The sequence below is a fragment of the Thermoplasmata archaeon genome, from assembly GCA_038874435.1.
Taxonomy (GTDB): domain Archaea; phylum Thermoplasmatota; class Thermoplasmata; order Lutacidiplasmatales; family SKW197; genus SKW197.
The window spans coordinates 52,554-76,611 of record JAVZCK010000011.1 but is presented as its reverse complement, the minus strand read 5'-3'; the positions used below and the strand labels follow the sequence as shown (position 1 = coordinate 76,611).

Annotated in this window: 21 protein-coding genes and 1 tRNA gene; 8 read left to right on the top strand and 14 right to left on the bottom strand. The window is 43.3% G+C overall.

Annotation, left to right across the window (positions count from 1 at the left end; genetic code table 11):
• Positions 1 to 164 precede the first annotated feature (164 nt).
• From QXD64_05795 to QXD64_05780, 4 genes are all read right to left on the bottom strand, one after another.
• Positions 165 to 668, bottom strand: a complete 504-nt coding sequence (locus QXD64_05795; protein MEM3396827.1) for a hypothetical protein — start codon at positions 666 to 668, stop codon at positions 165 to 167.
• A 177-nt stretch (positions 669 to 845) separates the two neighbouring features.
• Positions 846 to 1,772 (bottom strand): right-handed parallel beta-helix repeat-containing protein, encoded by a 927-nt coding sequence (locus QXD64_05790; protein ID MEM3396826.1) that lies wholly within the window; start codon positions 1,770 to 1,772, stop codon positions 846 to 848.
• Between the two features lie 5 nt (positions 1,773 to 1,777).
• The gene (locus tag QXD64_05785; GenBank protein ID MEM3396825.1) at positions 1,778 to 2,791 is read right to left on the bottom strand and encodes a hypothetical protein; all 1,014 of its coding nucleotides are present in this window, start codon (positions 2,789 to 2,791) and stop codon (positions 1,778 to 1,780) included.
• A 20-nt stretch (positions 2,792 to 2,811) separates the two neighbouring features.
• Positions 2,812 to 3,729, bottom strand: coding sequence for a DUF6345 domain-containing protein (locus QXD64_05780; GenBank protein ID MEM3396824.1), 918 nt, complete (start codon positions 3,727 to 3,729; stop codon positions 2,812 to 2,814).
• A gap of 253 nt (positions 3,730 to 3,982) precedes the next feature.
• Here QXD64_05780 and QXD64_05775 point away from each other — a divergent pair, with 253 nt between their 5' ends.
• Positions 3,983 to 4,471, top strand: a complete 489-nt coding sequence (locus tag QXD64_05775) for a hypothetical protein (protein ID MEM3396823.1) — start codon at positions 3,983 to 3,985, stop codon at positions 4,469 to 4,471.
• A 30-nt stretch (positions 4,472 to 4,501) separates the two neighbouring features.
• On the opposite strand, the gene QXD64_05770 is transcribed toward QXD64_05775, so the two are convergent.
• From QXD64_05770 to QXD64_05740, 7 genes are read right to left on the bottom strand one after another with little or no spacing between them, the layout of a single operon-like run.
• The gene (locus QXD64_05770) at positions 4,502 to 5,410 is read right to left on the bottom strand and encodes an FAD-dependent oxidoreductase (GenBank protein ID MEM3396822.1); all 909 of its coding nucleotides are present in this window, start codon (positions 5,408 to 5,410) and stop codon (positions 4,502 to 4,504) included.
• A gap of 9 nt (positions 5,411 to 5,419) precedes the next feature.
• Complete coding sequence (locus QXD64_05765; protein MEM3396821.1) at positions 5,420 to 5,941, bottom strand: hypothetical protein; 522 nt, start codon at positions 5,939 to 5,941, stop codon at positions 5,420 to 5,422.
• 10 nt (positions 5,942 to 5,951) lie between these two features.
• Entirely contained in the window at positions 5,952 to 8,033 is a 2,082-nt protein-coding gene (locus QXD64_05760) for a hypothetical protein (GenBank protein ID MEM3396820.1), read from the bottom strand.
• Complete coding sequence (locus QXD64_05755) at positions 8,026 to 10,563, bottom strand: ATPase, T2SS/T4P/T4SS family (GenBank protein ID MEM3396819.1); 2,538 nt, start codon at positions 10,561 to 10,563, stop codon at positions 8,026 to 8,028. The genes QXD64_05760 and QXD64_05755 overlap by 8 nt, the downstream gene beginning before the upstream one ends.
• 10 nt (positions 10,564 to 10,573) lie before the next feature.
• On the bottom strand, positions 10,574 to 11,191 hold the full coding sequence (locus QXD64_05750; GenBank protein MEM3396818.1) for a hypothetical protein: 618 nt from the start codon (positions 11,189 to 11,191) through the stop codon (positions 10,574 to 10,576).
• Positions 11,192 to 11,238: 47 nt separating this feature from the next.
• Positions 11,239 to 12,027, bottom strand: a complete 789-nt coding sequence (locus QXD64_05745) for a carbon-nitrogen hydrolase family protein (GenBank protein ID MEM3396817.1) — start codon at positions 12,025 to 12,027, stop codon at positions 11,239 to 11,241.
• On the bottom strand, positions 12,024 to 12,785 hold the full coding sequence (locus QXD64_05740) for a DUF169 domain-containing protein (GenBank protein ID MEM3396816.1): 762 nt from the start codon (positions 12,783 to 12,785) through the stop codon (positions 12,024 to 12,026). Before QXD64_05740 ends, QXD64_05745 begins: the two co-directional genes overlap by 4 nt.
• Positions 12,786 to 12,920: 135 nt before the next feature.
• Here QXD64_05740 and QXD64_05735 point away from each other — a divergent pair.
• From QXD64_05735 to QXD64_05715, 5 genes are all read left to right on the top strand, one after another.
• Positions 12,921 to 12,992 (top strand) — tRNA-Val (locus QXD64_05735).
• Positions 12,993 to 13,014: 22 nt separating this feature from the next.
• Positions 13,015 to 13,272 carry an Lrp/AsnC ligand binding domain-containing protein gene (locus QXD64_05730; GenBank protein MEM3396815.1) on the top strand — a complete coding sequence of 86 codons (258 nt, stop codon included), beginning with the start codon at positions 13,015 to 13,017 and terminating at the stop codon, positions 13,270 to 13,272.
• 13 nt (positions 13,273 to 13,285) lie between these two features.
• A complete protein-coding gene (locus QXD64_05725) occupies positions 13,286 to 14,068 on the top strand; it encodes a glycosyltransferase (GenBank protein ID MEM3396814.1) in 783 nt (260 codons plus the stop codon).
• Between the two features lie 3 nt (positions 14,069 to 14,071).
• Positions 14,072 to 14,737 (top strand): fibrillarin-like rRNA/tRNA 2'-O-methyltransferase, encoded by a 666-nt coding sequence (locus QXD64_05720; GenBank protein MEM3396813.1) that lies wholly within the window; start codon positions 14,072 to 14,074, stop codon positions 14,735 to 14,737.
• Between the two features lie 35 nt (positions 14,738 to 14,772).
• Positions 14,773 to 15,606: an undecaprenyl-diphosphate phosphatase gene (locus QXD64_05715; protein ID MEM3396812.1), complete on the top strand. Its 834-nt coding sequence runs from the start codon at positions 14,773 to 14,775 to the stop codon at positions 15,604 to 15,606.
• On the opposite strand, the gene QXD64_05710 is transcribed toward QXD64_05715, so the two are convergent.
• Positions 15,586 to 16,869, bottom strand: coding sequence for a tetratricopeptide repeat protein (locus QXD64_05710; GenBank protein MEM3396811.1), 1,284 nt, complete (start codon positions 16,867 to 16,869; stop codon positions 15,586 to 15,588). The two genes, QXD64_05715 and QXD64_05710, sit on opposite strands and share 21 nt — an antisense overlap.
• Before the next feature lie 137 nt (positions 16,870 to 17,006).
• On the opposite strand from QXD64_05710, the gene QXD64_05705 reads away from it, so the two are divergent.
• Positions 17,007 to 18,026, top strand: coding sequence for an archaeosortase/exosortase family protein (locus QXD64_05705; GenBank protein MEM3396810.1), 1,020 nt, complete (start codon positions 17,007 to 17,009; stop codon positions 18,024 to 18,026).
• Positions 17,962 to 18,255: a DUF357 domain-containing protein gene (locus QXD64_05700; protein MEM3396809.1), complete on the top strand. Its 294-nt coding sequence runs from the start codon at positions 17,962 to 17,964 to the stop codon at positions 18,253 to 18,255. The genes QXD64_05705 and QXD64_05700 overlap by 65 nt, the downstream gene beginning before the upstream one ends.
• Here QXD64_05700 and QXD64_05695 read toward each other — a convergent pair.
• Positions 18,235 to 18,714, bottom strand: coding sequence for a hypothetical protein (locus QXD64_05695; GenBank protein ID MEM3396808.1), 480 nt, complete (start codon positions 18,712 to 18,714; stop codon positions 18,235 to 18,237). The two genes, QXD64_05700 and QXD64_05695, sit on opposite strands and share 21 nt — an antisense overlap.
• A complete protein-coding gene (locus QXD64_05690; GenBank protein MEM3396807.1) occupies positions 18,711 to 23,924 on the bottom strand; it encodes a hypothetical protein in 5,214 nt (1,737 codons plus the stop codon). Before QXD64_05690 ends, QXD64_05695 begins: the two co-directional genes overlap by 4 nt.
• Positions 23,925 to 24,058 lie beyond the last annotated feature (134 nt).

Genomic DNA, 24,058 nt, shown 5'->3' with positions numbered 1-24,058 from the left:
GCAATTCCCTTCTTTTTGTAGCGTTTGACCCATTCTGGTAGTTCTGTCATATTACTCAAAGCAGTAATATCAAAGGGATTAATAAAACTTTCGGTGCGCTCATGGAAAATTGCATACTGGCAAGACGAATTTACTTCTGAGCTCTCAAAGTCTCATAATGCCTATTACACAATCTTTGGGAAGTTAGTGGGTTCTGTGGAGTAATTTGTTTCATATCTAAAATAAATGCAGTAGCGATTGTTTTCGCTTCCATATGTCTGTCCAATTTTTGGCCCGATTATGTAGACCAACTGTTCTTCTGTTTGAGCGTCCCTGACAAAATAACCTTCTAGATGGCGTTCCAATTTCCCGTTAATTCCTAAACCTTTAGCAATTGAAATTGAATCATTTTCAAAGGAAGGCATTGATACATCTAGATTTAGTATCACTCCAAAGAACTCACGTGTCTGTTGCCAATTTTCCAATGCTGAGCTGAGCCCTGAATCAAAAGCAATTGGGCCTTTGTAGAGGTATGGAGAGGTAGTAATTTCTGAGCTTCGCAGCTCTGTTGTATATATTTTTTTGCTATTTCCAGTAGATTGCGAATTTATAGCAGTAAATGCAAGACATCCTACAAGGATGGCGATAACGCACCCACAAGATACGATGGCTATAATCTTTTTATTCACTTTTCCACCTCCTGCTATGTATCACATACCCATGAATAATACCATGGTTTATATATTTTTGTAATGCTTCCTCCGAGACCTTCAACTTAAGAAAAATTTTTGAGGTGAGAAAGTCATTTGCCTACTTTAGAAATTTTCTAAAGTGGCAGGAGGCATTAAGTTGAAGGTCTCCACCGCCTATATTAATTCAAACCATTTTTGCAGTCTTCGAGATATTACAAGAACAATAGTGAAAATAGAGACACCTATGATGAGAGAAAGGCCAAGAGTTACAAGTGGATTTAGAAAAACATTTTTCTCAGGAGGACACTTCTTCTCTTGCAGGGGAAACGGTTTCACTGATGGAAGATAGTCGGCAGATGAGAAGCCAGCCCACGCTCCATCATAGTTTGATGTCTTTAGTGCCACAGGTATATCCACAAATCCATCAGTATTATTATCCGGGCTGGTAAATGTAGACCAGTAATTTCCAACATCAGAAGCATTCAAAAAGACCTGCTTGTCAGCTATCACTGATATGTCTTCTCTGATTGGTTCAATATCGAAGAAAAAGTTGTTTCTGTACATCTTTGTTTCTTCACCGACTATTTTCATGTAGCCCCCATGTTCTCCAGCAAACCAGTTATCATGAAAACTGCAATTTTTAATAACGACAACGGACTGATAAAATGTATTATTTGTTACAGTTGCATATTCTATATAAATTCCAGAGCTGGGAGCGAAAACACAATTATCAATTACACAATGGGATACATTTTTGACCAAAAATCCGCCTGAAGATACACTATGGGAATAGATTACACAATTCTTTATTGTGAAATACAAATCAACATTTTCTATCACAATCGGATCGTAAAATGTATCTGGTGCGCCTACAAAATAGTATGTTGTTGCTTTTTCCCGCAGTTCAAACCCTTCGATTACCTTTGGGTCTTCTACCGTACCCTTACCTGGAAACCTGTTCCATGCTGTAGCATGATCTCCGTCAATGTGCAATCCCACTATTACATTTCTGTTCTCTTCCCACCATCCCCATACACCTGAAAAGATACCACAAAAAATTAGAAAAAAAGATACAAAAGCAAAAATTTTCTTTCGCTTCATGGAACTCACGCGCCTTTGATTGTGAGAGCGTCGTAGCTGATTTCAGTTGAGTTGTCTGAGTAATACACTTCGTAAGTAATGTAGTGCATTGGTGCTAACACCACACCAGTTACTGCAGGCCCAGATATCTCAGGCATAGCAGCATACAATGTTCTAATATCAGTTATGAGTATTTTCTCCACTTTGTCCGATGTTTTGTTTATCAGCAACCCTTCCTTTTTGAAGTATTGGAGAATCTGATTTGGAGAGCCAATGTATACACTGGCATTCTTGCTCAATGTAAAATCAGTGGGTCCATCGATCCAGAGAATGTGGCCTGTGCTGTTAAGACGGAATGCATAGCGCCAGTCCAACTCAAAAGAATCGTAGTACATCTTCGCATCTACAACCTTTGCGATTATCTTTACAGTTCCACCAGGTATATACTCTTTATCTGCTCCTACATATCTGCACTCTATTCTGAGATTGTTTTTTGCATTCACCAGAATTTTGCTCAACACGGTGGTCTCCATAAATCTCTGGACAATTTCCACACAGCTTTCATTTGAGATAAATTTGGATTCGTCTACTCCAACTGGGATTGAAGAGTCTCTGTATCTCAACGACATTGAGTAATTTGAGTTCGGATTGTAATCTGGGGTGATAAATTCAACACTTTTCTGTCCATTCTCAATTCTCCAGCCCTCGTATCCGTTTGAGATAGTGCCATTTACACCCAGTGCTGATGCAATCTGTGTGGCTTTCTCCCTGTTTGTGTGAAATACAACATCATAAACATTCCCGTAACTTGACCAGGTCTCAAGTTTAGCGCTTAGTGAAACATCAAAGCTTATATTTGATCCGTTGTAATAGTTTCCACCACTGATATAGCCAGGTCTTACAAATTCAACAGGATATTCTATATTCTGGTTTATGGGCTTTTTCTCACTTTTCTGACTCATTTGCCACCAGAATACCACACCAATACTAGAAATCACGATTATGGAAACCACAACAGAAACCCAAATCTTTTTATTCATTCTGACACCTCCTTTTTCATTCAGTGTGGCCAGTCAACCAGCCACTCATAGTATACCATGTAGCAATCAAACTGAATGTCGCCGTAATTTTTGTCAATAGGGTCTCGCATTGGATTATTAATAGTGTCCTGGTAGAAATAGTATTCTGTTCTCACATACTGTCCAAACTCATAGACATCAGCGGCAGCTGCAACTGATGCACCTCTAATCCACTGGGTATGCCCCCAAGATTGTTGAGCATCCGCATAGGTCGCTCTCTGCCATGCATATCCTACCCCATTGTCTGTAGGGTCGAATAAATACACTGCATATCTCTTTCCCCTTGGCCAGAAATCACCAGCATCCCAGTAATTATACTGGTAAGCATACGTCTTATAGCCATTAAGTACATGCAACCCTGTTGGTTGGTTATCACCCCATGCAAGAAGAGCACCAGTGGCATCTAGACCAAGTGCGTAGCATGCAGAGAAAATTAGCCACTCCATATCATATTGCCCCCAGCCATCCTCTCCAGCATCAGTCATGCTTCCGTCTGAGTACTTAATGGAATTTAAGTTCCCGATTCCTCCGTGTCCAGAGAAGTACACAATATCTACCTTCTCTCCCCAGGGTGTATTAGGGTTCCCTCTTACATCTAAATCCCTGTCTCTGGCCATCCCGTCGCCATGCACACCAGAGTCACTTCCTCCCCATCCTCTTGCTATCATTTCACTGTAGAATCCATTTTTGTATCCCCACCAATACTGTTTCCCATGCGCATCTAAATCACTGTATGGCAAATCTGGGTCCGATGGGTAATCCTTGCACCATATTGCTCCCACCTCTTTCTTGTTTGCGTCGTCCTGTGCCGCGTTCGCTGTAGGCATTTGAGCCACAGAGCACCAGAATAGTGCGAAAAGCACTATTCCTATTCCGAATACTCTCCATTTTGTGCCCATTTTTCTCATCAATAATAAGAAAACAAATCATATATATATATCGCAAGTTTTCACAGTTTGAAGCATAAACACTGGCCAATTCTGGATTGTTTGATGAAAAATTATGCCAGTAATTTCAAATAATCATAAAAAACAGCGTCAAATTGTGAAATCACACATTAGGTTTATATAGGAGAACCGTGTAGAATATTACCTGGAAAAATTCAATGTGGGTTAATCCAACTGCACATAGACATTAGGTGTGTGATAAAAAATGCCAGGGTTATTGAAACAATTGCAGGCAATGCTGGGAGATACATACGCCAAAGGAGACCTCTTTGAAAATTATGTGATTGATCACTTCCCACAAGAGTTTTTCAAAATCTTGCATGCAACAACCAGACGGGACGACCTAGGAGGCAGACAAATTGAATCCGCTAAAAATCCAGATTTTCATCTCCAGCATATCCCTTCAGGTCACAAATTCTGGGTTGAAGCAAAATTCCGGCGAGACCTGTTCCAGAACAAACTCGTCTGGTGTAAGGAATTTCAACTAAAAAGGTATAAGGAATTTCAGGAAGAAGTTAGACCTGAAAAGGTTTTCATAGTAATCGGGCTAGGAGGGAGACCTACATCCCCAGAAACAATGTACTGTATCCCTCTTGATGAAATTGAATATGTAGGTCTTTATCTCAACAAGATAGAGCATTATCGCAGAGATCCAACTGCAGAATTTCGCTACAGGAATGGCGTTCTGTTTTAAAAAAATAACTATGAGTTGTCCATTCACCATCTACTTCATCAAATCCTCGTATGCAGACCTTGCCGCAAGAGCACCCTGGGCGGCAGCCACAATTACCTGATTAAACAGCCCAGTTATGTCCCCACAAGCGTAAACGCGTTTCACATTTGTTCTGCAGTTCTGGTCAACACTGACATATCCATTTTCTTTCAACGAAACACCCAGCATCTTTGGAATCTCGTTCTGCGGCTCATCGCCTATAGCCACAAAGACACCATTCACATGGAGCTCGGTAACAGTTCCATCCATCTTGTTCTCCACTCGCAGCAATTCCACTTTTTTCTCACCCACAATTTCCTTCACAACGGTGTTCCAGAGAATGTTTACATTTTTTTCCTTTAATCGATTATAATAAACTTCCTCAGCCCTTAGCTTATCCCTTCTATGAATGAGATAGACCTCAGCACCAAGGTCTCGCAGATAAAGGGCTTCTACGGCCGCAGTATTACCTCCTCCAACAACAGCCACCTTTTTATTTCTGAAAAAGAACCCATCACAGGTTGCACAGTAACTTACCCCTCTTCCTCTAAGTTTCTCCTCGCCTGGCACTCCAAGTTCCCTGTGTTTCGTTCCTGTAGCTATAATTAATGTCCTCACTTTCTCTTTCTCGTTCTGGGTTTTCACTTCAAACTCCCCATTCGCATCGACGCTCACACCTACAACCTTCTCATTCACAAACTTATCCACATATTTTTTTGCATGATTTTCCATGGCAGAAACCAGGTCTGTGCCACTGACTTCTGCAAAGCCAAGATAGTTCTCAATGAGAGGAGAAAGGGCTGCATTACCACCAGAAATTCCATGTTCAAAAACTAGCGTACTCAACCCATACCTTTTTGCATAAATTGCTGCAGACATACCCGCCGGACCGAAACCAATGATTCCAACATCAAATGACATAGTCATCCCTCACTTCAGATAAACAAAAGTGTGATACTGAATATCATAATTCACTGAGATTTCCTTCCTTTCTATCACCACTTTATAGAGCGTGTTGCTGTTGAACGAGACAAACGGTTTCAAGGCATCTCGATATGCAAGTTCCGACGGATCAGTGTAGTAGTTATGCGCAGTATCATTGAGAAGGACAGGATTCCATGGATGGACATTCACCCTGAAGTTAACATGAGCAGTCCTAGATTTCTGAGTAAGAATTACCGAATTTTTGGTGATGTTTATATTGTATATGTCTCCATAAAACAGTTTTTGAATTGGAATCCCACTCTGGTTAGTTTCAAAGGTTATGTATTTCGTGGTGTTTCCATTAACTGTAGAAACACTATCTATCACATCTGCAATTTTTCTGGCAATCTGGCTGAATTCCGTATCTTTGATTGTGTTCTGCTGCACTGTGAAAAAAGCCACTACCGACGCAAGAATTATGAATACCGCAACCGTGACTGCAACATAGGAACTCAGCCATTGCCACATACTCTAACACCTACACGCCTATTGCTAACTGGCCCATAACAGTTGTCACAGCGTAAATCAGCACTGCGATTGGAAGCGTTGTTGCTGCCATTGCTTTACGCTCTGACCAGTCCTCTCCATGTTCCACGCCCGTGACAAAGTATATTATGATAAGGTCTGTGAGGATTAGGTAGATACCAAGAATAAGATAGAATACATGGATTGAAATCAACTGAGACTGAGTAATGGCAACCAGCGTTTTTGAGAGAAGAACATAAAGGGCAGAAGTCATTCCCATAACGATAGGTGCAAATACAATTGCAGTGGTCTTCATCATGCCCGCTGTGCTTGCTAACTCTCTTCTAATTTCATGGTCAACTTTCTTCAGGTCTCGCTGGTAGTTTGCAATTTCAATGATTGTTTGCCCTGCGGTCAGTGGGTCCTTTTTCACAATTTCAGTAATCGTTTTGAAAGTAACTGCAATTAGCTTGGATGGAAATTCTCTGAGAATTCCTCGCGTTCTGCTGAACAGCACCTCATCAAGGGTCTCGCCTGAAACCTGAATTGAGAATACAATTTTCTTGAGAAGTTCACCTACCTTGGTGCCTTCCATACTCTCTGCAGTTCTTTTCAGTGCGACTTCAACAGAACTTCCTTCAGCCATTCTGCTTCCAAGTTGGAACAAAGCATCTGGGAATTCCTCTTCCATCTTCATTATGTCATCTCTTTCCTTCTTAATTGCAAACACAGTTGTACCGCAATAGTATGCGATACCCAGGCCCACTCCAACAATAACAGGTAGAGGTCCTATGTAATAATAAATTGTTCCCTCTGGCGCAAGCACCATGGGAATAGAGATTAACGAGATACCCACCATTAGGATAAGCGAAGTAATAAGAATTGCATTTCGCTTTTTCTTACTCATGTTAGACTTGATTTTAGGTGGTGGAGTAGTCCCAGGTCTTCTTCCGAGAATGTAGTATGCATAGCCAAAGGTCACCACAGGGAAAAGAATGTCCATCAACACAACTAGTGTAACCGTATTGTCTGATGTTTGCTGTGCTCCTGTGATGCCTGCCGCAGCAGAAGAACCTTCTGTCGGAATTGTGAGATTTATGTTTACAAGGGATATCATAGGTAACATTGCACCAATCACCATCGGCATGAGTATACCTATCGCAAACAAAATCGTAGTCGGTCCAGAAAGCGATGCAGCAAATTCATCAATTTTCTTTTTTGTTCCGAGCAGGACAATGTCCTTGGCTTTCTCGAGGTTTCGCTTCAATCCCTCTTCACTCCGCTCAAAAACCGCCATTCTTATTGCATAGAGCGCTCTCTTCAAATCCTCGTTCCAATAACCCCACTCGTAGGCGAAATCCAGAAACGAATCCTCTATTGTGTTAAACTTTCTAGTATAGATATTCCATATAACCTTTTTCAGTCCTGAAGAAAGGGGCTCGTCTGTATTCTCTGCAGCGAAAGCAACTGCCTTATCAAGTGCAGGCGTAAGGCTCATGGACATAACCATGTAGTTTACAGCTTCCGGTGCCCTCCCTAACATCCTCACCTTCAAGCGATTGGAAAGGATCCTTGGATAGTTGAACAGAAACACGAACACAAACATGGGAAGAAATGCAGTTGGAAGTATCATGTAAAGGAGATACATTGTAATATCTATTGGAATTACTACATAAATCACCAGCGCAATTATCATCATGATTATGAAGACAATCATCGTCATAAATATAGAAAGAAACTCTACCTCGTGGTACTCTACATCTATACCTGCAAAATATACCATCTTCTTAAACTCGGCCTGTTTGTAAACCTTTGCTGCATTGTCAAACTCACGCTTCGCTTTTTCATACTTTTTCAGGGCTTGTGCATATCTTGGATCATCTTTTGTGTAAATGTATTCCGCAGTAGAGAGATTGTTCTCAGCCAACTTCAGTTCCCTGTACTTTCGCTCATAGAACCTCTGAAGTTTTTTCTGACGTTTTTCAAGGGATGCCTGCTTGGGACCAAACCATTTGTTCACCTTTTTGCAGAGTTTAAGATACCAAAGGCCCTCTTCAATTTCTGGTACGGCTTCCTTCTTTTTTTTCTCAGGCATATTTAACGCTCCTTTCAAACCATTTGTTCCATTCATTCAACAACGCTACATAGTCCAGCTTTTTCTTGCTAGAGTAGTGTTTTTCTAGAATCTGCCAGAATGCGTTGTTGGATGCAGCTACCCACTTTGCCGTAAGCACTTGCGGTTTGTTATACGATTTTGCATACTCAACAATCTTTGCTCTGTAAGCCGCCCTAACCCCAATGTTCTGAATTGCATCCCAGTAATCAATACCCCATGAATCTGCAATTGCTTTAATCCTCTCTGAGTTTTTCTTGAATACCTCTGTTTCCAACAGTGTGTCAGAATGCTCATCATACTTCATTAAGTCATTAAACTGGCCTTCTTTCCCTTCTTCTTTAACAACTTCAGAAATTTGGGTGATTCTTCTCAACTGTTTCTGAGTACCGCCAGGACTCGTCAAACCTGCCACAACCACAATGTCTGTAGCGTTGAAGGACTTTGGTGGAATCCCTATGTCAAAGACCACTCTCTCATAAATTGCTCTAGGTGTGTTACCGTGGATTGTACCAAGGACTGCACTACCTGCTGTTCCTGCTCTCATGGCTTCATAAAGGGTCTTTGCCTCTTGACCTCTTACCTCACCGAGCACAATTGCACTTTCACCCAAACGTAGAGATACCTTAAGTGCATCATCTGCAGTGAGTTCTCCTTTTCCTCCGAGTGAGCTCTGGACGAATATGCCTTGAACTTTGTAACCCAGTTCTCTCATTTCAGGCACTGGCAATTCCAGTGTATCTTCAATTGTAATTATTCTCTGGCTCTGCGGGAACTCTAGCATCAATGCACCTACTAATGAGGTCTTACCAGAACCTCTGCTCCCTGTTACTAGGATGGTAGAACGCCCATCAATCAGGAAGGAAAGCAAACCAGCACCCAATGGAGATATGCTTCCGAGGTAAATTAGCTTCAGCAGTGTCCATGGATCTGTGGAGTGCCTCCTCAATGCAAATGCAATTCCTTCAGGGCTAAGTGGCTTACCAATAACCGTAACTCTCGTGTTATATTCCTTAATATCGGTTTCCAATACTGGCATCGCCTCTGAGAAAGGCCTCCCACTTTCAAGTCGGAATCTTGATAGGAGCGCCTCTGCATCCTCATCACCCACAGTCACATTGGTAATACACTTGTCACCAATTCTTGGGTCGTTATATCCACCAACTCTCAAGTGCACACGATTTTCTGATGCAGGGGCATCTATATACACATCCTGGACAAACTTGTCCTCAAGCATGGTTTCAACCACACCAAGTCCTGCTACATACTTTGTGAGAATCTGTGCCAGCTTGTTCACTGTAGCAATTTCCTCTGCTCTCGTCATTCCAATGTTAATTCCATGCTTCTTTGCAAGTTTGTAAATTAACCTTGTGCCCAGCTTTGTCACATATGTCTTTGTCTGCGATAACCTTGTGAGTTGTATATGTTTTGGATAATGCTGGCTTAATTCCTCTCTTGCAATTTGCACAAGTTGCATGTGTTCAATAGGAAGTTGATACTCATAAAGTGTCACATGGTAGAGAACATCAATCTGGTTTGGAATCGTGTAGAGTTCCACCTTCGCATCTTTCACATAGTATTCCCTTATTTTCGTACCATCATCTGGTGGTTTCGGTGCAACCCAAGATGATGAGAAACCTGGTCTGAACATGTGGTTTTTGTCTAAAATACGATTTATACCTTTTTTTAAGCCAACAATATCCACTTTGCTTATGGATTGGAGAATGTTTGCAAGCGGGGACCTACCATACCTCTCCATTCCTGGCTCCCTTGGAGTTGGGCGTAAAACAGGTGTTGCTTCCTGGTAGCCGGCCTGCGCCTCAGGTGCGGCTCCTGGTGGAGAATACCTTTGGGTAGGCACGACTTCGGGCGTGGCAGATTGAGTGTACTGGGGTTGAGGCGTTGTTGTCCTTGGAGGAGTACTCATGTCCGTACTTCTTGCCTCCCAAAGAGGTTGTTGAACTGGTTGAGGTGGAGGAGAGGCGGACTGCGGTTGAGCATAAGCTGGTGTTTGCTGTGGAGGCGATTGATAAGCTGGCTCTGAAATTCGTGGTGGAGGAGTATATGGTTGTTGTGGCTGCTCTGCAGGGCGAGGAGGTGCAGTGTATCTTCTTTCAGTGCTAGGTGCCACTGTCACCGTTGGTGATGCAGGTGCCGGTGGTGGAGTTTGTTGCGGTGGAGGCGAATATGAAGGTGTCGGTTGCTGTGGAGGTGGTGTGTAAGTAGGTGGAGGAGAGTACGCAGTTTGAGAAGGGTCAGGAGATTTTGGGGGTGCGGTGTACCTTCTCTCAGTCCCATGCGTAACTGTCATACCTGGACTGGGTGCGGATGACCCTTGCGGTGTAGCCGAAGGTGGCGGCTGTGGGGTCCTTGGAAGTGGTGTAGCACACATTCTGCAGTTGGTCTCTATCGGGCTGTTCAATGTACCGCACTTTGGACAAACTTTGAGATTCTTATCACCTTCACCATATGACTGTGACCTATCCGGTCTTTTTCCTCTGCGATCTGCCAATTTATCACCCCTATGTTATAATCTTGAACCCCATATACAGGATGTATGTTCTGAGGTCCTCAAGCTGATTGTGAAGATAAACGAAATCGCCAATTGTGGTTTCAATGCAGGGGGCACAACCCTCAGTCGGTGTTGCCCTTTCCAGTGCACTTACCTTCATTCCAAGCTCTGCATAGAATTCCCCAATGTCTCGGTATAACTTGCTCTTCAGCATCGGGAACAGAATCTGAGGATTGTAAGCACATCTGGGGCAGTTTACACCCCTTTTCCTTCTTGCCTCTGCTTTGCTTGCATCTTCTCCCGGCTGCGGTGCGAGCAAAGCTGGTGGTCTTACTGAGAGTTGATCCAATGTTGAACCAACCTGCACAATTTTCTTAAGCAACACCATTGCATCTCCAAAATACTGTCTTTCCACGAAATGAGCAAGGGTAAGAATGTCAACATTTTCTTCCTCTGTCAAAGCTTTGAGAACCCCTGTAAGGCATGCCTGGTTATCCAAACCACCAGCACCCCCACATTCCTTGCATCTTGTGACCATTTTTATGAGCCTGCCTTCCTGCACTACATCATATTCACACATCGGCTGCTCTTCGATTTTCTTTACCTGTGCACCTCTTCTTCCGAACATGGTTTACGCCCCTTTTTCCCTATAATTACATACAAGTATATAAACTATTATTCCACATTTGCTTTGCAACATCCCTGGCTGTCCGAAATTGTGGGTCTGAGTTTTCTTGCAATTTTCAACCTTGCTTTTTCTAGCTCAATCTCCAGCATGCCATCTGAGTATGGCTCAATCATTCCGAGAAGTTCACCTCTTGGTCCATAAATCCTTTGTCCTCCCCAGAAAACCAGGTTTTGTTCAGTACCAAGAAGGTTTGAATATGCAACATAGACCGTGTTTTCAATAGCTCTTGCTGGCAACACCGCTTCGAAAAATTTTTTGGTTGTGGATGGCGATGCTGAGATGCAGATAAGCATGTCCACACCTTTCATTGCATACGCTTTTGCAATCTCAGGGAAGAAAAGCTCATAGCAAATCAGTAAACCAATTCTGATGCCATTTATTTCAAAAATGCAATGTTCTCCATTACCGGGCGAGAAATACAGTCCCTCCTCAAATGGTCCGAAAGTAGCGAGTTTCCATTTTCGATAGCATTTTACATTTCCATCTGGCATCACCACGACTGCAGAATTGTAAACCAAATTTTTTGCAGAGCAAAATTCTGGCATACCAGTGACTATTGTAGTTTCATGTTCTGATGCAATTCTAGAAAGTTTTTCAACAATCGGGCCATTCAGCGGCTCAGCAAATCTGAGCATTCTGTTCTTGAGGGCATACCCTGTAACAAACATTTCTGGGAATACTACAAGGTCTGCAGAAGCAAGATTTTTCTCTATCAATTGAAGGTTCTTCTCAACATCCATCAGTTTGTGTCTCACTGCAGGAAGTGCAATCCTCATTTTTCTTCCTCCAAATATTGTTTCTTCATTGCATAGCTCTCTCCCATTTTTGGCTCGTAGAAAGCAAATGGTGCAACAGGAAACACAGAAGCACCAAGCTTCTCCGTAGCAACAAGGTTCTCTGCCACTCTCTTGATTTCCGTTGTGGGCATTGCGAAAATTATTTCAGTATGCTGGGTGCCTCCGAATCTTCTATCTCCTGCGCAGGGAATTGCGAAGATTGGTTTTTTGTTTTTAAATGCAAAGGCAGTTGCGGAGCATAAAGCCGCCTCTGCTACAGTATCTCCTGTAACCTTTTCTCCAGAATCATAGGCAAAGGCATGGATGAGCCGCATTATCTGAGCAGGCATTCCATAAAGCACAGCCACATCTGCCTCTTTCATTTTCCGCAACGAGTGGACAAAGAGGCCCGCAAATCTTTCATCTGTATCGCCAATTTTGAAAACATTTGCCATGAATTTCTTACCTGCATTTTCGTCTTTAGTATAGCGGCCTGTTGGAGCCTTGCCTGATGTGAAAATCTCAGGGGTTTTGATTAGGCCGAGACATGCAGCTCCAATTGCACAGACCGCTTTTTCTGCTACCCAGACATTGCCCATTTCCTGGTATCTTGCTATTGAGATTAACTGACAGAAGTTGTGGAGTTGAGGCATTGGAGATTTTGGTATGGCATCACCTTTTTTCAGAAATTTCACACCTGCAGTTCTTGTTGGAAGTTTCAACAGTGTCTCGATTGTTTCCAATTCTGATTCAAACATTTTTCCACCAGATGTGGTATCCTCAGGCAATATAAAAATTTAACCACAACTGCAAGCAAGGTGTCTTGGCTCTTCACAATAAAACTTGATAAACAAAACCTTTTTTATCCTCTTTTTGTATTAGGGCATGCTAATGGGCTCATGGTCTAGTGGTATGACATCGCTCTCACACAGCGAAGGCCGCCGGTTCGAATCCGGCTGAGCCCACTAATCTAGAAATGGTGAGTAGATGGTAAGTGTATTTGTCCTTATTAAAACAAAAACTGGAAAAAACAAAGAGGTGTTTGAAGGCCTCTCAAAAGTTTTGAAGACCAGACACAGGCACATGGTTTTTGGTGCGTACGATATTGTGGTAAAAATAAAGAATAGAACGAATGACGACCTGATCGATATAGTGAATACAAAAATAAAATCAAACCCTAGTGTAAACGCAGTAGCAGTTTTACAGTGCTGGGACGAAAAAGAGGGCACTATAGAAATTGTTTGAGAAAAGTGAAACTATGTTTATTAGTGTAGTAATTACTGTGAGAAATGAAGAAAAACACATCGCAGATTTACTCGACAGTTTAGTGGTCCAGGAACCACCGTTTGAGGTTTTGATTGTGGATTCATCCAGTGAGGACAGAACACGAGAGATCGTAAAAGAATACATGAAAAAATACAACAACATCAGATTGCTAGAGCATGGTGGCACAAGAGGAGAAAGCAGAAATTATGGTGTAATGCATGCTAAGGGGGAATATGTTGCCTTCACGGATGGCGATTGCATTACAAATCCTTTCTGGCTCTCTGAGTTGAGGAAGGGGTTGAAGGATGCCCAGATTGTAGCTGGAAAAACAATTCAAATTGGATACCATGCGTTTGAAAAACTTGAAAGAGTAGAATTGATGTATAAAGGGATGGATGTAACCTATCCTACTGCCAACATTGCTTACGAGAAAAAATTGTTTGAAAAGATTGGGGGCTTTGACCCCTGGTTTGTGACTGCTGAAGACATAGACCTGAACCTCAGAGCAGTTGACAGCGGTGCAAAGATTGTCTACAATCCAAAAGCAATAATTTATCACAGGGCAAGGGAAAGTTTTTACAAATTTTTCAAGCAGGCGTTCTGGAATGGATACGGAAGAAAACAATTGACGCTGAAACATGGCAAACTCTGGCAGAACTACAAGCCCACTGAAATGTTGAAGGCAAGTATCAATTTCTGGTATCTATCAAGATTGGCTTTTGCATTTCTAGGTTATATTGCTTGCAAGTTCTTTGGAAAACCAAGGAAGGTATGAGAGATGCCAAAAATTAAGGAAACTGAGTATTTTGGTGTCTATTCTGACGGCGAGAATTTTTACACATTGAATGCTGTGCCTGGTGTTTCTGTGTATGGCGAAGTGCTTGTGAAAGAGAAAGAGAGAGAATTTAGACGCTGGAATCCGATGAGAAGCAAACTTTCAGCAATGCTTCATAAAAAATTAAAGAACTTTGCTTTCAGAGAAAAAACATATGTGCTCTACCTTGGTGCTGCTTCTGGTACCACTGTGAGCCACATATCTGATATCTCTTCAAAAGGGAAAATCTATGCTGTAGAAATTTCAAAAACGCCGTTTATAAACTTACTCCGCCTTGCAGAGGCACGAAAGAACATAATTCCATTGCTTGCAGACGCAGCTAAAACCTATACCTACTCACCAGTCGTCCAGAAGGTTGATGTGATTTATCAGGATATTGCCCAGAAGCATCAGGTGGAAATCTTTTTGAATGCAACAAAAGAGTTCTTGCGAGACAAAGGCACTGGTTATCTTATAATAAAGGCACCAGCAATTGATTCAACGAAAAAAGTGGGTGAGGTACTGAAATCTTGTATGGCAAAGATAGATGATAGTGGGTTGACTATTTGTGAAAACATCCTTCTCGAGCCCTTTGATGCAGAGCACTGTGCCCTTGTAGTGAGGAAATAAACAAACATTATTATAACTCATACCTTTCAACTCCCATGGATTGGCTGACCGCCGTGATACTCGGAATCATCCAGGGAATTACAGAATGGCTTCCGATAAGTAGTTCTGGACACTTCATCGTAGTTCAGCATCTGCTAGGAGTGGAAGTACCATTTAGCTTCAATATAGGCTTGCATTTTGCTACCATGCTCGTAATAACTCTCTTTTTTCGCAGGGAAATTTTGGCAATTTTAAAAACCATTTTGAGAATTTTCTCAGATGTTTTGCATGGTGTAGGGCTCAAAAAGGCAGCTACAAGCACCCCAGAAAGGAAATATGCAATTCTGATTCTTATTTCAATAATACCAACAGGCATCATTGGTGTCATTGTTGACCTCTACATAATCGACTTGTACATCAAAACCCTCTTGCCTGTAGGAATTGCATTCATCATCCAGGGACTTCTAAATTTTTCAACTAGATTTGGAAAGGAGAAGAGAGACAAAGTAGAGATGAACATTAAGGATGCAATAGCTATTGGCGCTATGCAAGGGTTAGCTTCCTTCTCTGGCCTTTCAAGGTCCGGCTCCACTATCGCAATGGGAGTGGCAAGGGGCATAAAGAGGGAGGATGCAGCGAGGTTTAGCTTTATTGCGAGTTTGCCTGCTTTCCTCGGCGCTACACTGCTAGAACTCCGAGAAATTACTGGTGTGAGTGGTAATATTGATATCAATGTGATGCTAATTGGTGGACTAACCGCGTTTGTTGTTGGGCTCCTTTCCCTCAAACTTCTGATGTGGATTCTCAAAGGAAAAAAATTCTACCTATTCTCCCTCTACTCTTTTGGATTTGCAGGGTTCGTGCTGGCGTTATATCTTCTCGGACTGTGATTTTGCAATATTCTTTGCTTTGTTTCCAAACCTTTCTGCGAGATATGTATTGTTCAATCGCTCAAAAATACCTCTTGCCTTCTCTAGATAGGTAACTGCAATTCCCAACTCTCCTTTTGCGTTGTGCATCTCGGCTATGTAAACATATGTCCATCCTAGATTGAATTCAAGCCCGAGTTCCTGGAGGACAGTTATTGCATTGGAAAAATTTTGCTTTGCAAGTTCCCAGTTGCGCTTTGCAGCATGGAGCTTACCAAAAATGGAGTAAAGAATCCCGAGTGCGTATTTATTGTCAAGTTTCGACACGAGCTTCATAGCCTCATCCAACATTTTCTGCGCTTCGTCCACTTTCGAGAGATTGATGTAGCAACTTCCCAGATTTATCAATCCGTACGTGTAAATCAAAATGTCCCCCATACTCTTCCCAAGGTTTACAGTTTCCCGGAAATACTCTGCGGCCTTTGCATAATCCTCTAATGTGTAATAAAAGACCCCAAATGTGTTGTAGATTCTGCAAATTTCAAATGGGTCTCTGAGTTCCTTTGAGAGTTTTAAGGCGTTTTGCAGATACTGAAGCGACACATTAATTTCGCCCTGATAGAGATAAATTCTAGAAAATGTGAGGAAAATCTTGGACTTAATAGCCGGATTCTTTGTCTTTTCAGCAAGTTCCACGGCACTCTTTATCCTCTCCTTTGCCTGTTTAAACTTGCTCTGCTTCCATTCAATTTCAGCAATTTCTCGAATGGCCTCGACAACTCCATCAGTATCTCCTATGGCCTCAGATAAGCCCTTTGCTTCCTCATACTTTGCTATCGCAGCAAGATAGTCCCCTCTTGCTCCATATACATCACCTACCCTCCTCACTGCCCTTGCAAGAATTACCTTGTTTCCTGTGTTCGTAGCGATGTTTGCGGCCTCGAAATAGTTTGCAAGGGCCTCATTAAAGTCACCAATTACCAGAAACATGTCGCCTATGTAAAGCAAAATTTCTTCTACAATTTCTGGCTTCACCTTCTCTTCGTCTAAAATCATCTGGATCTGTCTCATAGTTTTCAAAAATATCTTTATCCTGTCTTCTCCGTAGGGTTTCAAAACTTCAACAAGTCCCTTGCCCAGCTTAGGTATGTCACCGGATTTCGGGTTCTCGGGGGCAATTGAATAGGTTTCACACACACTTTCATAGAGCGTCTGTCCTGTGTCACCCACAATTTTTCTCAGCGTGTCCACAATCAAATCCCGAATTATGTTAGGTTCAGCCACACTCCCCACATGGAATGAAACAATTTATATTTTTCTGTGTAGGCCCCACCATGTGCATATCACACCCTTCATTGGAAATTAAATGCCATCAACGGTTCCAAAAAGTTATTATTCGCGAACGTATCTGTAAAGGTGCAATGACAGAGAAAGTTGATAAAAAGGAAAAATTATTGGCTCCTGTCTCAGGCTCTTCGTCTAGCATCCAGGAGACCATCCGAAACAACAAGTTCACCCTCTTCGTGCTCACAATTCTGGGCTCTGTTCTACTCTCAAACCTTGCTGGCTATGAAGGTGCTCTGAGTGTCTTCTTTGTTTTTGCAGTGGTAATGCTGATGGTTGTCTACATAAAATTTGAGTTTTACAGGGATGACCATGAGCTACCTGACTTTAACGAGTTTATCTTTGCACTTGCAGTCCTTGCCTTCAGTTTTATTTCAGTCCCCCTCAAAACCCTGGTTTCTGGTGGTGAAAACACTGGCTTCGGTGTCACAAATTACGCAATTTTTCTCGCAGGAGTTCTCTTCCTCTTCTATGGCTACCGCAAGATAAAGTACACCTACCCAGTCCTTGCCCTGCTAGTTTCCCTTTCAATTCTCAACATTCTCTTCTACAGCGAGAACACAGGGCTTTACGCAGCAGCCGCCAATATCCTGGCAAAGCCAGAAGCAGATGCCCTGGCTGGCTTTCTTTCCAGCATTGGAATTGAGTCGTGGTCAGGCCTAGCTGGAAGTGGACAGGGTGCCCTCCTCTACATCCAGACCCATAAAGGCGTGAGCCAGATGTGGATTGCAGGTGGGTGCACAGGAGTGATGGGCATGGGCACTTTCGCAGCCCTTTCCTCTGCGCTTGTGCTCAATTTCAGAACCAAGTGGTGGCTCAAACCCCTGATTGTTGTGATAGGTACTATCGGTGCTTTTTTCGTGAACATGCTCCGTCTGCTCACCCTTGCTCTCTTGCTTTACTACTATGATATGCCCACAATGCTCTGGTGGCACAAAAACGAGTATTTTGCACTTGGAGACCTTTATCAGATGATTTACATGTGCTGTTTCTGGCTCCTCGCTTTCAAATACATGATTCCTGGTGAAAAAGATGAAAAGGGAAATAAACGAAGAAAAGCTGAAGGACTATCTGGAAAAGACAAGAAAAGGGCTTGAAGTTGTGAAAATCGCAGTTCCTGAGCGTTCCTACCTTCACCGCCTTGCAGAGGACTTTCTAGGCATGGCAAGGGCTTACTACAACGATGCCCTTCATTTTTACCAGCAGGGAGATTTTGTGAATGCATTTGCCTGTGTGAACTATGCCCATGGCTGGCTTGATGCGGGAGCAAGAATCGGGCTCTTTGATGTGGACAGAGACGATAAGCTATTCACGCTCTGGGAATAACTTTTTCTGCCTTGGCACTATGAGTGCAAAGAGAAGGAGGAGAGTGCCTGTGAGAGCAGCATACCATCCAAGCATCAGATTGTTAAGGAAGGATGTACCAGCAACATTGCTCATCCAGAGTTCTGCCTGCACTGTCGTAGCAAGAAGAGCCACGAAAGCCAGGAAAACTATTGAGAATCCAAATGCCAGCACAACCCTGTTGCCCCGCAGTTCCTGGAACCTTGAGTGAATAAAGCCAGAAAGCATCGCTGCAAGCCCGCAGAGGGGTAAGAGGAGCAGAGCAAAAGCACCTACTTCTCGCTGCAACTCAAACCCGTCAAGTTTCTGCTGGACTCCATTGTCCCAGAATACGGTCCAGAGAAGGAAAGGAGAGAGAAGGAGAAGAAGACCAGATAGAATCGCAATTAAATTTCTGGCAGTCAGCCCAATGATTAAAGGTGAATCAAACACATCCTTCATTTTTTCACCTCCTTATCTTCAAATTTTTCTTTTTTCTCTAGTTTTGCCACTTTCACGGTTCTTACAGGTTTCCTGATTGTAATCAGTCCTGCACCTGCTGCAGCAAGAGCCACAATTAAAGCGATAGTGATTATGGTTGGAGCCATGTCTGGATTGTTCACTGAAAATGTTTGCTCATAAACTTTCATGTTTCCCGCCGCATCTCTCAAATAAACTCTGAGGACATGCTTTCCATTATCCGCCAGTGTGGTTTTCCAGTTGTATTTCACAGTGTTACCTTCTCTCTCAAATGTTACTGGGCTGTTGTCAAGGTAGAGTGTAATTTCTAAGATTTCTGAGTCGTCAGCGAGAATGAGAACGATACTGACTTCTCCTGCAACCACATCTCCTCCTGAGGGCGTAAGAGAACTGATTGCTGGTGGGCTGTTATCCACTCTGATTGTTTTAGTAAGCCGTGTGGTGTGGTTTGCGTTATCTGTAACCTCAATTGCAATTACATGCGCGCCATCTTCAATAGAAGAAGTGTCAATCTCAATGGTGTAGAGATTGCCTGCAGCCAAAAGTGTTCTTGTAGTGCCGTCTATTGAGTATGTGGCTCTAGCAACTCCAGAGAGGTCACTCGCCTCGAATATCACTCGAAGCATGCCAGAAACTGGCTTCTCTTCCTTTGGCATCTCTTTCAAATCCACAACTGGTGCTGTGGTATCTATTCGCACGGTGAGACGCTGGACCCTCCCTGGATTCCCAGCAATGTCAACAGAGTAAAATTCAATCGTATAAATTCCGTCCATCGTGAGATTTACTTCTGTGCCAGTTCTCCATGAGGTACCATCCACTCTGTAGAAAGTTACTGCCACACCGGAAGTTTCGTCCACTGCAGCCAGTTCCAGAACCACTGGGGTTTGAGAATACCATGTAGAGGAGGCATTTGCAGTGGTTTCTGGAGGAGTTGCGTCGATTCCTATCGTAAGGAACTGCTCTACTCCCTCATTGCCTGCTTTATCCTCTGCATAAAATCTCAGGATGTGGACTCCATCACCAGTCAACCAGACAGGGCCAGTGTAATTAAAGAATGGAGAGCCATCAACTGAGAAACAGATTGTAGAGATACCGCTTACATCATCCTCTGCACTCAGGAAGACCTGCACCGTTCCTGCATACCATCCGTTGAGGGAAAGGTTACCACTCACAGTGTATTCTGTTCTAGGGGCTTCAGCATCTATTCGCACCACCACATAATTTATCTCTTCCATATTCCCAGCGTTGTCAACTGCATAATACCTTATCGTGTAAACTCCATTTGCATTGAGAGAAATTGTGCTGGATTTTATCCACAGCAGGTCGTTGATTGAGTAATACACTCCAGCCACCCCGCTCCCAGTATCAGCAACATCTATCGTGAGATTCACTGGCAATGTTTTATACCATTCTGCACCTGCATTAACTGAGGAAGAGGGAGCCATTGTATCAATTTTCACTGTAATCGTCTTCTTTGCCTCTACATTCCCTGCAACATCTAGTGCATAATACTCTACGAGATGAATGCCATCTGTGGTAATCTCAATGGGCTCTGCGTATTGCCTGAATGTGGAATTGTCCACTGAATAATATACAGCCGAAACTCCGCTTACAGCATCTGTTGAAGTTAACCAGATCTTTATCCCAGAAACAAACCAACCATTCCTGCCAGTGTTGCCAGAAATCGTTTGTTCTGTAGTGGGTGCAACTCCATCTACTTTCACATAAAATTCCTGTAGTGGCTCTTGATTCCCGGCAACATCCATAGAGTAATACTGCACTCTATGGATACCATTTCCTATAACCGTCAGTGGAGAAGTGCCAGAACCAGTGTTTAGCGTAATCCATTCTCCATCGTCTATTCTCACTTTTGTGGATTTCACACCACTTGCTCCATCGCTCGCTGAAAAGTTTATTGTGGCATATGTGGCATTGTACCACTCAAGAATCTGGGAGTGCTGGGTGACTGGTGCGGTTCTATCTATCTTTATCTGGATGCTCACAGAAGAATTTGCATTTCCTGCTGCATCCACTGCATAACAGACAAGGTTATGGAGTCCATCATCAGAAATACTGATTGTTGAGGTGTAAAAACAGAAATTCCCACCATCGAGAGAATAGTAGATGCTCACACTGCTTGCATCCTCTGCTTGCAACACAACTCTTACTGTTGAAAGATACCAGCCATTACCGCCAATTGTGCCCTCCACACTCACCGACAGAACTGGCTCTGTGAGGTCAACAAATGTCCATGCCTCTCCTCCACCCATTGCCTCCACATTGCCTGCATAATCCACTGCAATTGCCTGGAACACATATTTTCCCTCTGTCGGAGCCGCGAATTGTACACGCGTTGTGGTATAATTCCCGCAAAACTCCCAAGTAATTCCATCATCTGTGGAATAGAAGAGCATAAAGTAGCTTACACCACTTCCAGTATCTGCATAACTCACATCCAATTCTATAATGCTGGTGTTCACGACGGATGGCAACGGAGAAACAAATGCTGAAGGCCTGGTAGTGTCAAGAACAACTGTGAGTTTCGTCCCATTCACTGGTTCAACATTTCCTGCTCCGTCCCTTGCCACAGTGTAGAAATTATAGATGCCGTCTCCATATTTTGCAGTAAAACTGAAGGTGCCTGTGGAAAGTGTGGATGCTGCGTAGAACTCAAAATCCGAGGAGTTAAAGGCGTAGTATAGCGCAACTGAGGCAATTCCACTCGTGCCATCAACAGCAGCGTAACCAAGAGTAAATGTGACTGTGTTTATGTAACTGGGACCAGTAAGCAAAGAGGAAGGTGCCAGGGTGTCTACAGTGAAATCCAGTGCTGCTGAGAAACTGCCCTCGTTTCCAGCACTATCAACAGTTTTAACCCGCCAGTAGTATCTGTTTCCATGGATGAGGCCAGTTATCTGGTAAGTTGTAGAGCTGGTGGAGAACTGAATAACGCCAGTGCCAAACTGTGGGTCTGAAGAAAACTGCCCAATGTAAAAACTCGCATTCTGAACAGCAGTCCATGAAAGCAAAACTGTGGTTGTGTTCACGAAGCCAGATGGGGAAATCGGTTGAGGTGCATCGAGCGCAAGCACTGTGAAAAGGAGGGGTTGCACAATGTGGAGCAAGGAATCGTAAACATACAACTCATGAACACCCGCTAATGCAGCGGGAACATTTGCATGGATTTCAGCAAAGCCAGAATCTGTGGTCATGTTATAATAACTGGTAGAAACATTATCCCACACCAGAGTAACTGGAGAGTTTGGAGCAAAGCCATGACAGAACACAGTAAACGCTTCGCCAACATACCCTCTACTCTTACTCAACTGAATGCTTGAAATAATGGAGTACTCTGTTGTTGCAGAAACCCCTGTGATGTCTCTTGCCTCAATGATGTGGCTACCATATGCTGCCTCAGGCACTGTAAATGTAAGAATGAAACTCCCTTGTTGGTCTGTTCTCTCACTCCTGTAGGTGTTCGTACCATCCCAGTATATGTAGACAATCGAATTTCCTGAGAAACCAGTCCCTGTAATTGTTGTAGTGCTTTCCACAGTGCCAGAAACAGGAAGGACAGTAACTTCAGGCACTACAAAAAATGTAGTTTCTGCGTAAACATTGTATTCATCCACTGCAGAAAGGGTGTGGAATCCGTACTGAGATGCTGGAATCAAAAACGAGAATGTGAAGTCACCGGTAGCGTCGGTTCTTGTATTTCCAAGAGGTTCTCCATCCCAGTAGATTGTCACATTTGCATCAGGGGAAAACACATAGCCAGAAATTGTGTTATACGAGCCAACGACACCTGTGGAATTCGCAATGGAGAGCGAAGGTCCCAGATAGAATGTGGCGACAGCTAAGTGCCAGTTCTCATCCTTTGCAGTGATTGTGTGCACGCCATTCTGGTCAGAGGGAATCTGGACTAGATGGTTGAAACTTCCTGTGGTGTTCGTATTTGTTGCCCCAAGTGCCTGGTATCCTGGTAGTCCGAAATCCCATATCAAGGAAACGGAAACACCTGCAGAAAAGCCAGTACCGTTTACAGAGACAAAGATTCCAGGGAGACCATGGTCTGGCTCCACAGTAATGCTTGGATAAACAGAAAAGGAAACAGAGTGGCTCAAGCTGGATTCATCTGCTGCTGTTACAACATGGGTTCCGTAAGGCGTGAAAGGCACTGCAATCTCGCAGGTGAAGGTGCCACTTGACTGGACTATGACAATGCCAGGGATGGTAGGTATTTGGGGTGTATCCCAAGAGATTGAGATGTTGTTGTTTGCGGTGTAACCAAATCCAAAAACTGAAACTACATCTCCCACGAAACCCGAGTACTTTGAGAGGCGAAGAAGTGGTAGAATCTCAAAGCCAGCACTTCCACTGTTTCCATAGGAATCCACTGCAAATACAGTGTGGGCTCCACCAGGTAACTGCGGAACTGTGAAAGTGCCTGAGAAATTTCCTCCACTGTTTGTGTATGCAGAGGTAAGATAGTTTGTCTGGTTATCCATATAGAGTTTTACCTCTGTGCTGGCTCCAAAGCCACTCCCTGCAAAATTCACAGTGTCTCCATATCTCCCTTGCAAAGGGTTGAGAGTGAATGTGGAGAAAACCAGAAACTGAGTGCTGGCTGTATTTCCCCCTTCATCCACTGCAGAAAGGACGCGATAACCTCCAGAAAGCTCTGGTAGTTGCCATGTGAAGGTTTTGCTTCCAACATTATTTGTGTACTCAGAACCCCAGAAATTTCCATCCCAGTAGAAATCAACTTCGAGATTTGCACCGAAACCAGTGAGTGAGATTGTCACATCGTCACCTACATGTCCACTGGCCTGTGAGATTGTCAGAAAAGGGACTACTGTGAACTGTGCTGTTGCCTGGTTGCTGCTGGTATCTCTCGCTATTACTGTGTGCTTCCCTGCCACTGCTGGAGGAATCACGACTGGAATTGAGAAAGTTCCTGTGCTTGATGTAGTTGTACTATTACGGAGGTTTCCCAAGCTATCCCAGTATATGTTCACCGCCACATTCGAGCCGAAGCCAGTGCCGCTTACAATCACAACAGAGCCCACAATTTCTGCATCTGGCAAGACCGTCAGCGCTGGTGCCGCAGTTGCTGCTGGCAATGGGAAAAGGCTGAGAACACAGGCAATCGCTACACCCATCCCGAAGATTCTGCTCATATTTTTCCACATACCTATACCACTCCTTTAATACTCGGATGCTAAAGTGAATGTTGAGCAATATAAATCACTTTCCCTGTCTCGTTTATCATAACAACTTCGGTCAATGCCAAGACCGGATTCTCCTCTTTCCTTTGTGGGAGATA

What these genes read in the sequence shown, in the direction of transcription:
- QXD64_05790 (MEM3396826.1), bottom strand. Translation starts at nt 1,772, where the DNA reads ATGAAGCGAAAGAAAATTTTTGCTTTTGTATCTTTTTTTCTAATTTTT.
- QXD64_05785 (MEM3396825.1), bottom strand. Translation starts at nt 2,791, where the DNA reads ATGAATAAAAAGATTTGGGTTTCTGTTGTGGTTTCCATAATCGTGATT.
- QXD64_05780 (MEM3396824.1), bottom strand. Translation starts at nt 3,729, where the DNA reads ATGGGCACAAAATGGAGAGTATTCGGAATAGGAATAGTGCTTTTCGCA.
- QXD64_05775 (MEM3396823.1), top strand. Translation starts at nt 3,983, where the DNA reads ATGCCAGGGTTATTGAAACAATTGCAGGCAATGCTGGGAGATACATAC.
- QXD64_05770 (MEM3396822.1), bottom strand. Translation starts at nt 5,410, where the DNA reads ATGTCATTTGATGTTGGAATCATTGGTTTCGGTCCGGCGGGTATGTCT.
- QXD64_05765 (MEM3396821.1), bottom strand. Translation starts at nt 5,941, where the DNA reads ATGTGGCAATGGCTGAGTTCCTATGTTGCAGTCACGGTTGCGGTATTC.
- QXD64_05760 (MEM3396820.1), bottom strand. Translation starts at nt 8,033, where the DNA reads ATGCCTGAGAAAAAAAAGAAGGAAGCCGTACCAGAAATTGAAGAGGGC.
- QXD64_05750 (MEM3396818.1), bottom strand. Translation starts at nt 11,191, where the DNA reads ATGTTCGGAAGAAGAGGTGCACAGGTAAAGAAAATCGAAGAGCAGCCG.
- QXD64_05745 (MEM3396817.1), bottom strand. Translation starts at nt 12,027, where the DNA reads ATGAGGATTGCACTTCCTGCAGTGAGACACAAACTGATGGATGTTGAG.
- QXD64_05740 (MEM3396816.1), bottom strand. Translation starts at nt 12,785, where the DNA reads ATGTTTGAATCAGAATTGGAAACAATCGAGACACTGTTGAAACTTCCA.
- QXD64_05730 (MEM3396815.1), top strand. Translation starts at nt 13,015, where the DNA reads ATGGTAAGTGTATTTGTCCTTATTAAAACAAAAACTGGAAAAAACAAA.
- QXD64_05725 (MEM3396814.1), top strand. Translation starts at nt 13,286, where the DNA reads ATGTTTATTAGTGTAGTAATTACTGTGAGAAATGAAGAAAAACACATC.
- QXD64_05720 (MEM3396813.1), top strand. Translation starts at nt 14,072, where the DNA reads ATGCCAAAAATTAAGGAAACTGAGTATTTTGGTGTCTATTCTGACGGC.
- QXD64_05715 (MEM3396812.1), top strand. Translation starts at nt 14,773, where the DNA reads ATGGATTGGCTGACCGCCGTGATACTCGGAATCATCCAGGGAATTACA.
- QXD64_05705 (MEM3396810.1), top strand. Translation starts at nt 17,007, where the DNA reads ATGACAGAGAAAGTTGATAAAAAGGAAAAATTATTGGCTCCTGTCTCA.
- QXD64_05700 (MEM3396809.1), top strand. Translation starts at nt 17,962, where the DNA reads ATGAAAAGGGAAATAAACGAAGAAAAGCTGAAGGACTATCTGGAAAAG.
- QXD64_05695 (MEM3396808.1), bottom strand. Translation starts at nt 18,714, where the DNA reads ATGAAGGATGTGTTTGATTCACCTTTAATCATTGGGCTGACTGCCAGA.
- QXD64_05690 (MEM3396807.1), bottom strand. Translation starts at nt 23,924, where the DNA reads ATGTGGAAAAATATGAGCAGAATCTTCGGGATGGGTGTAGCGATTGCC.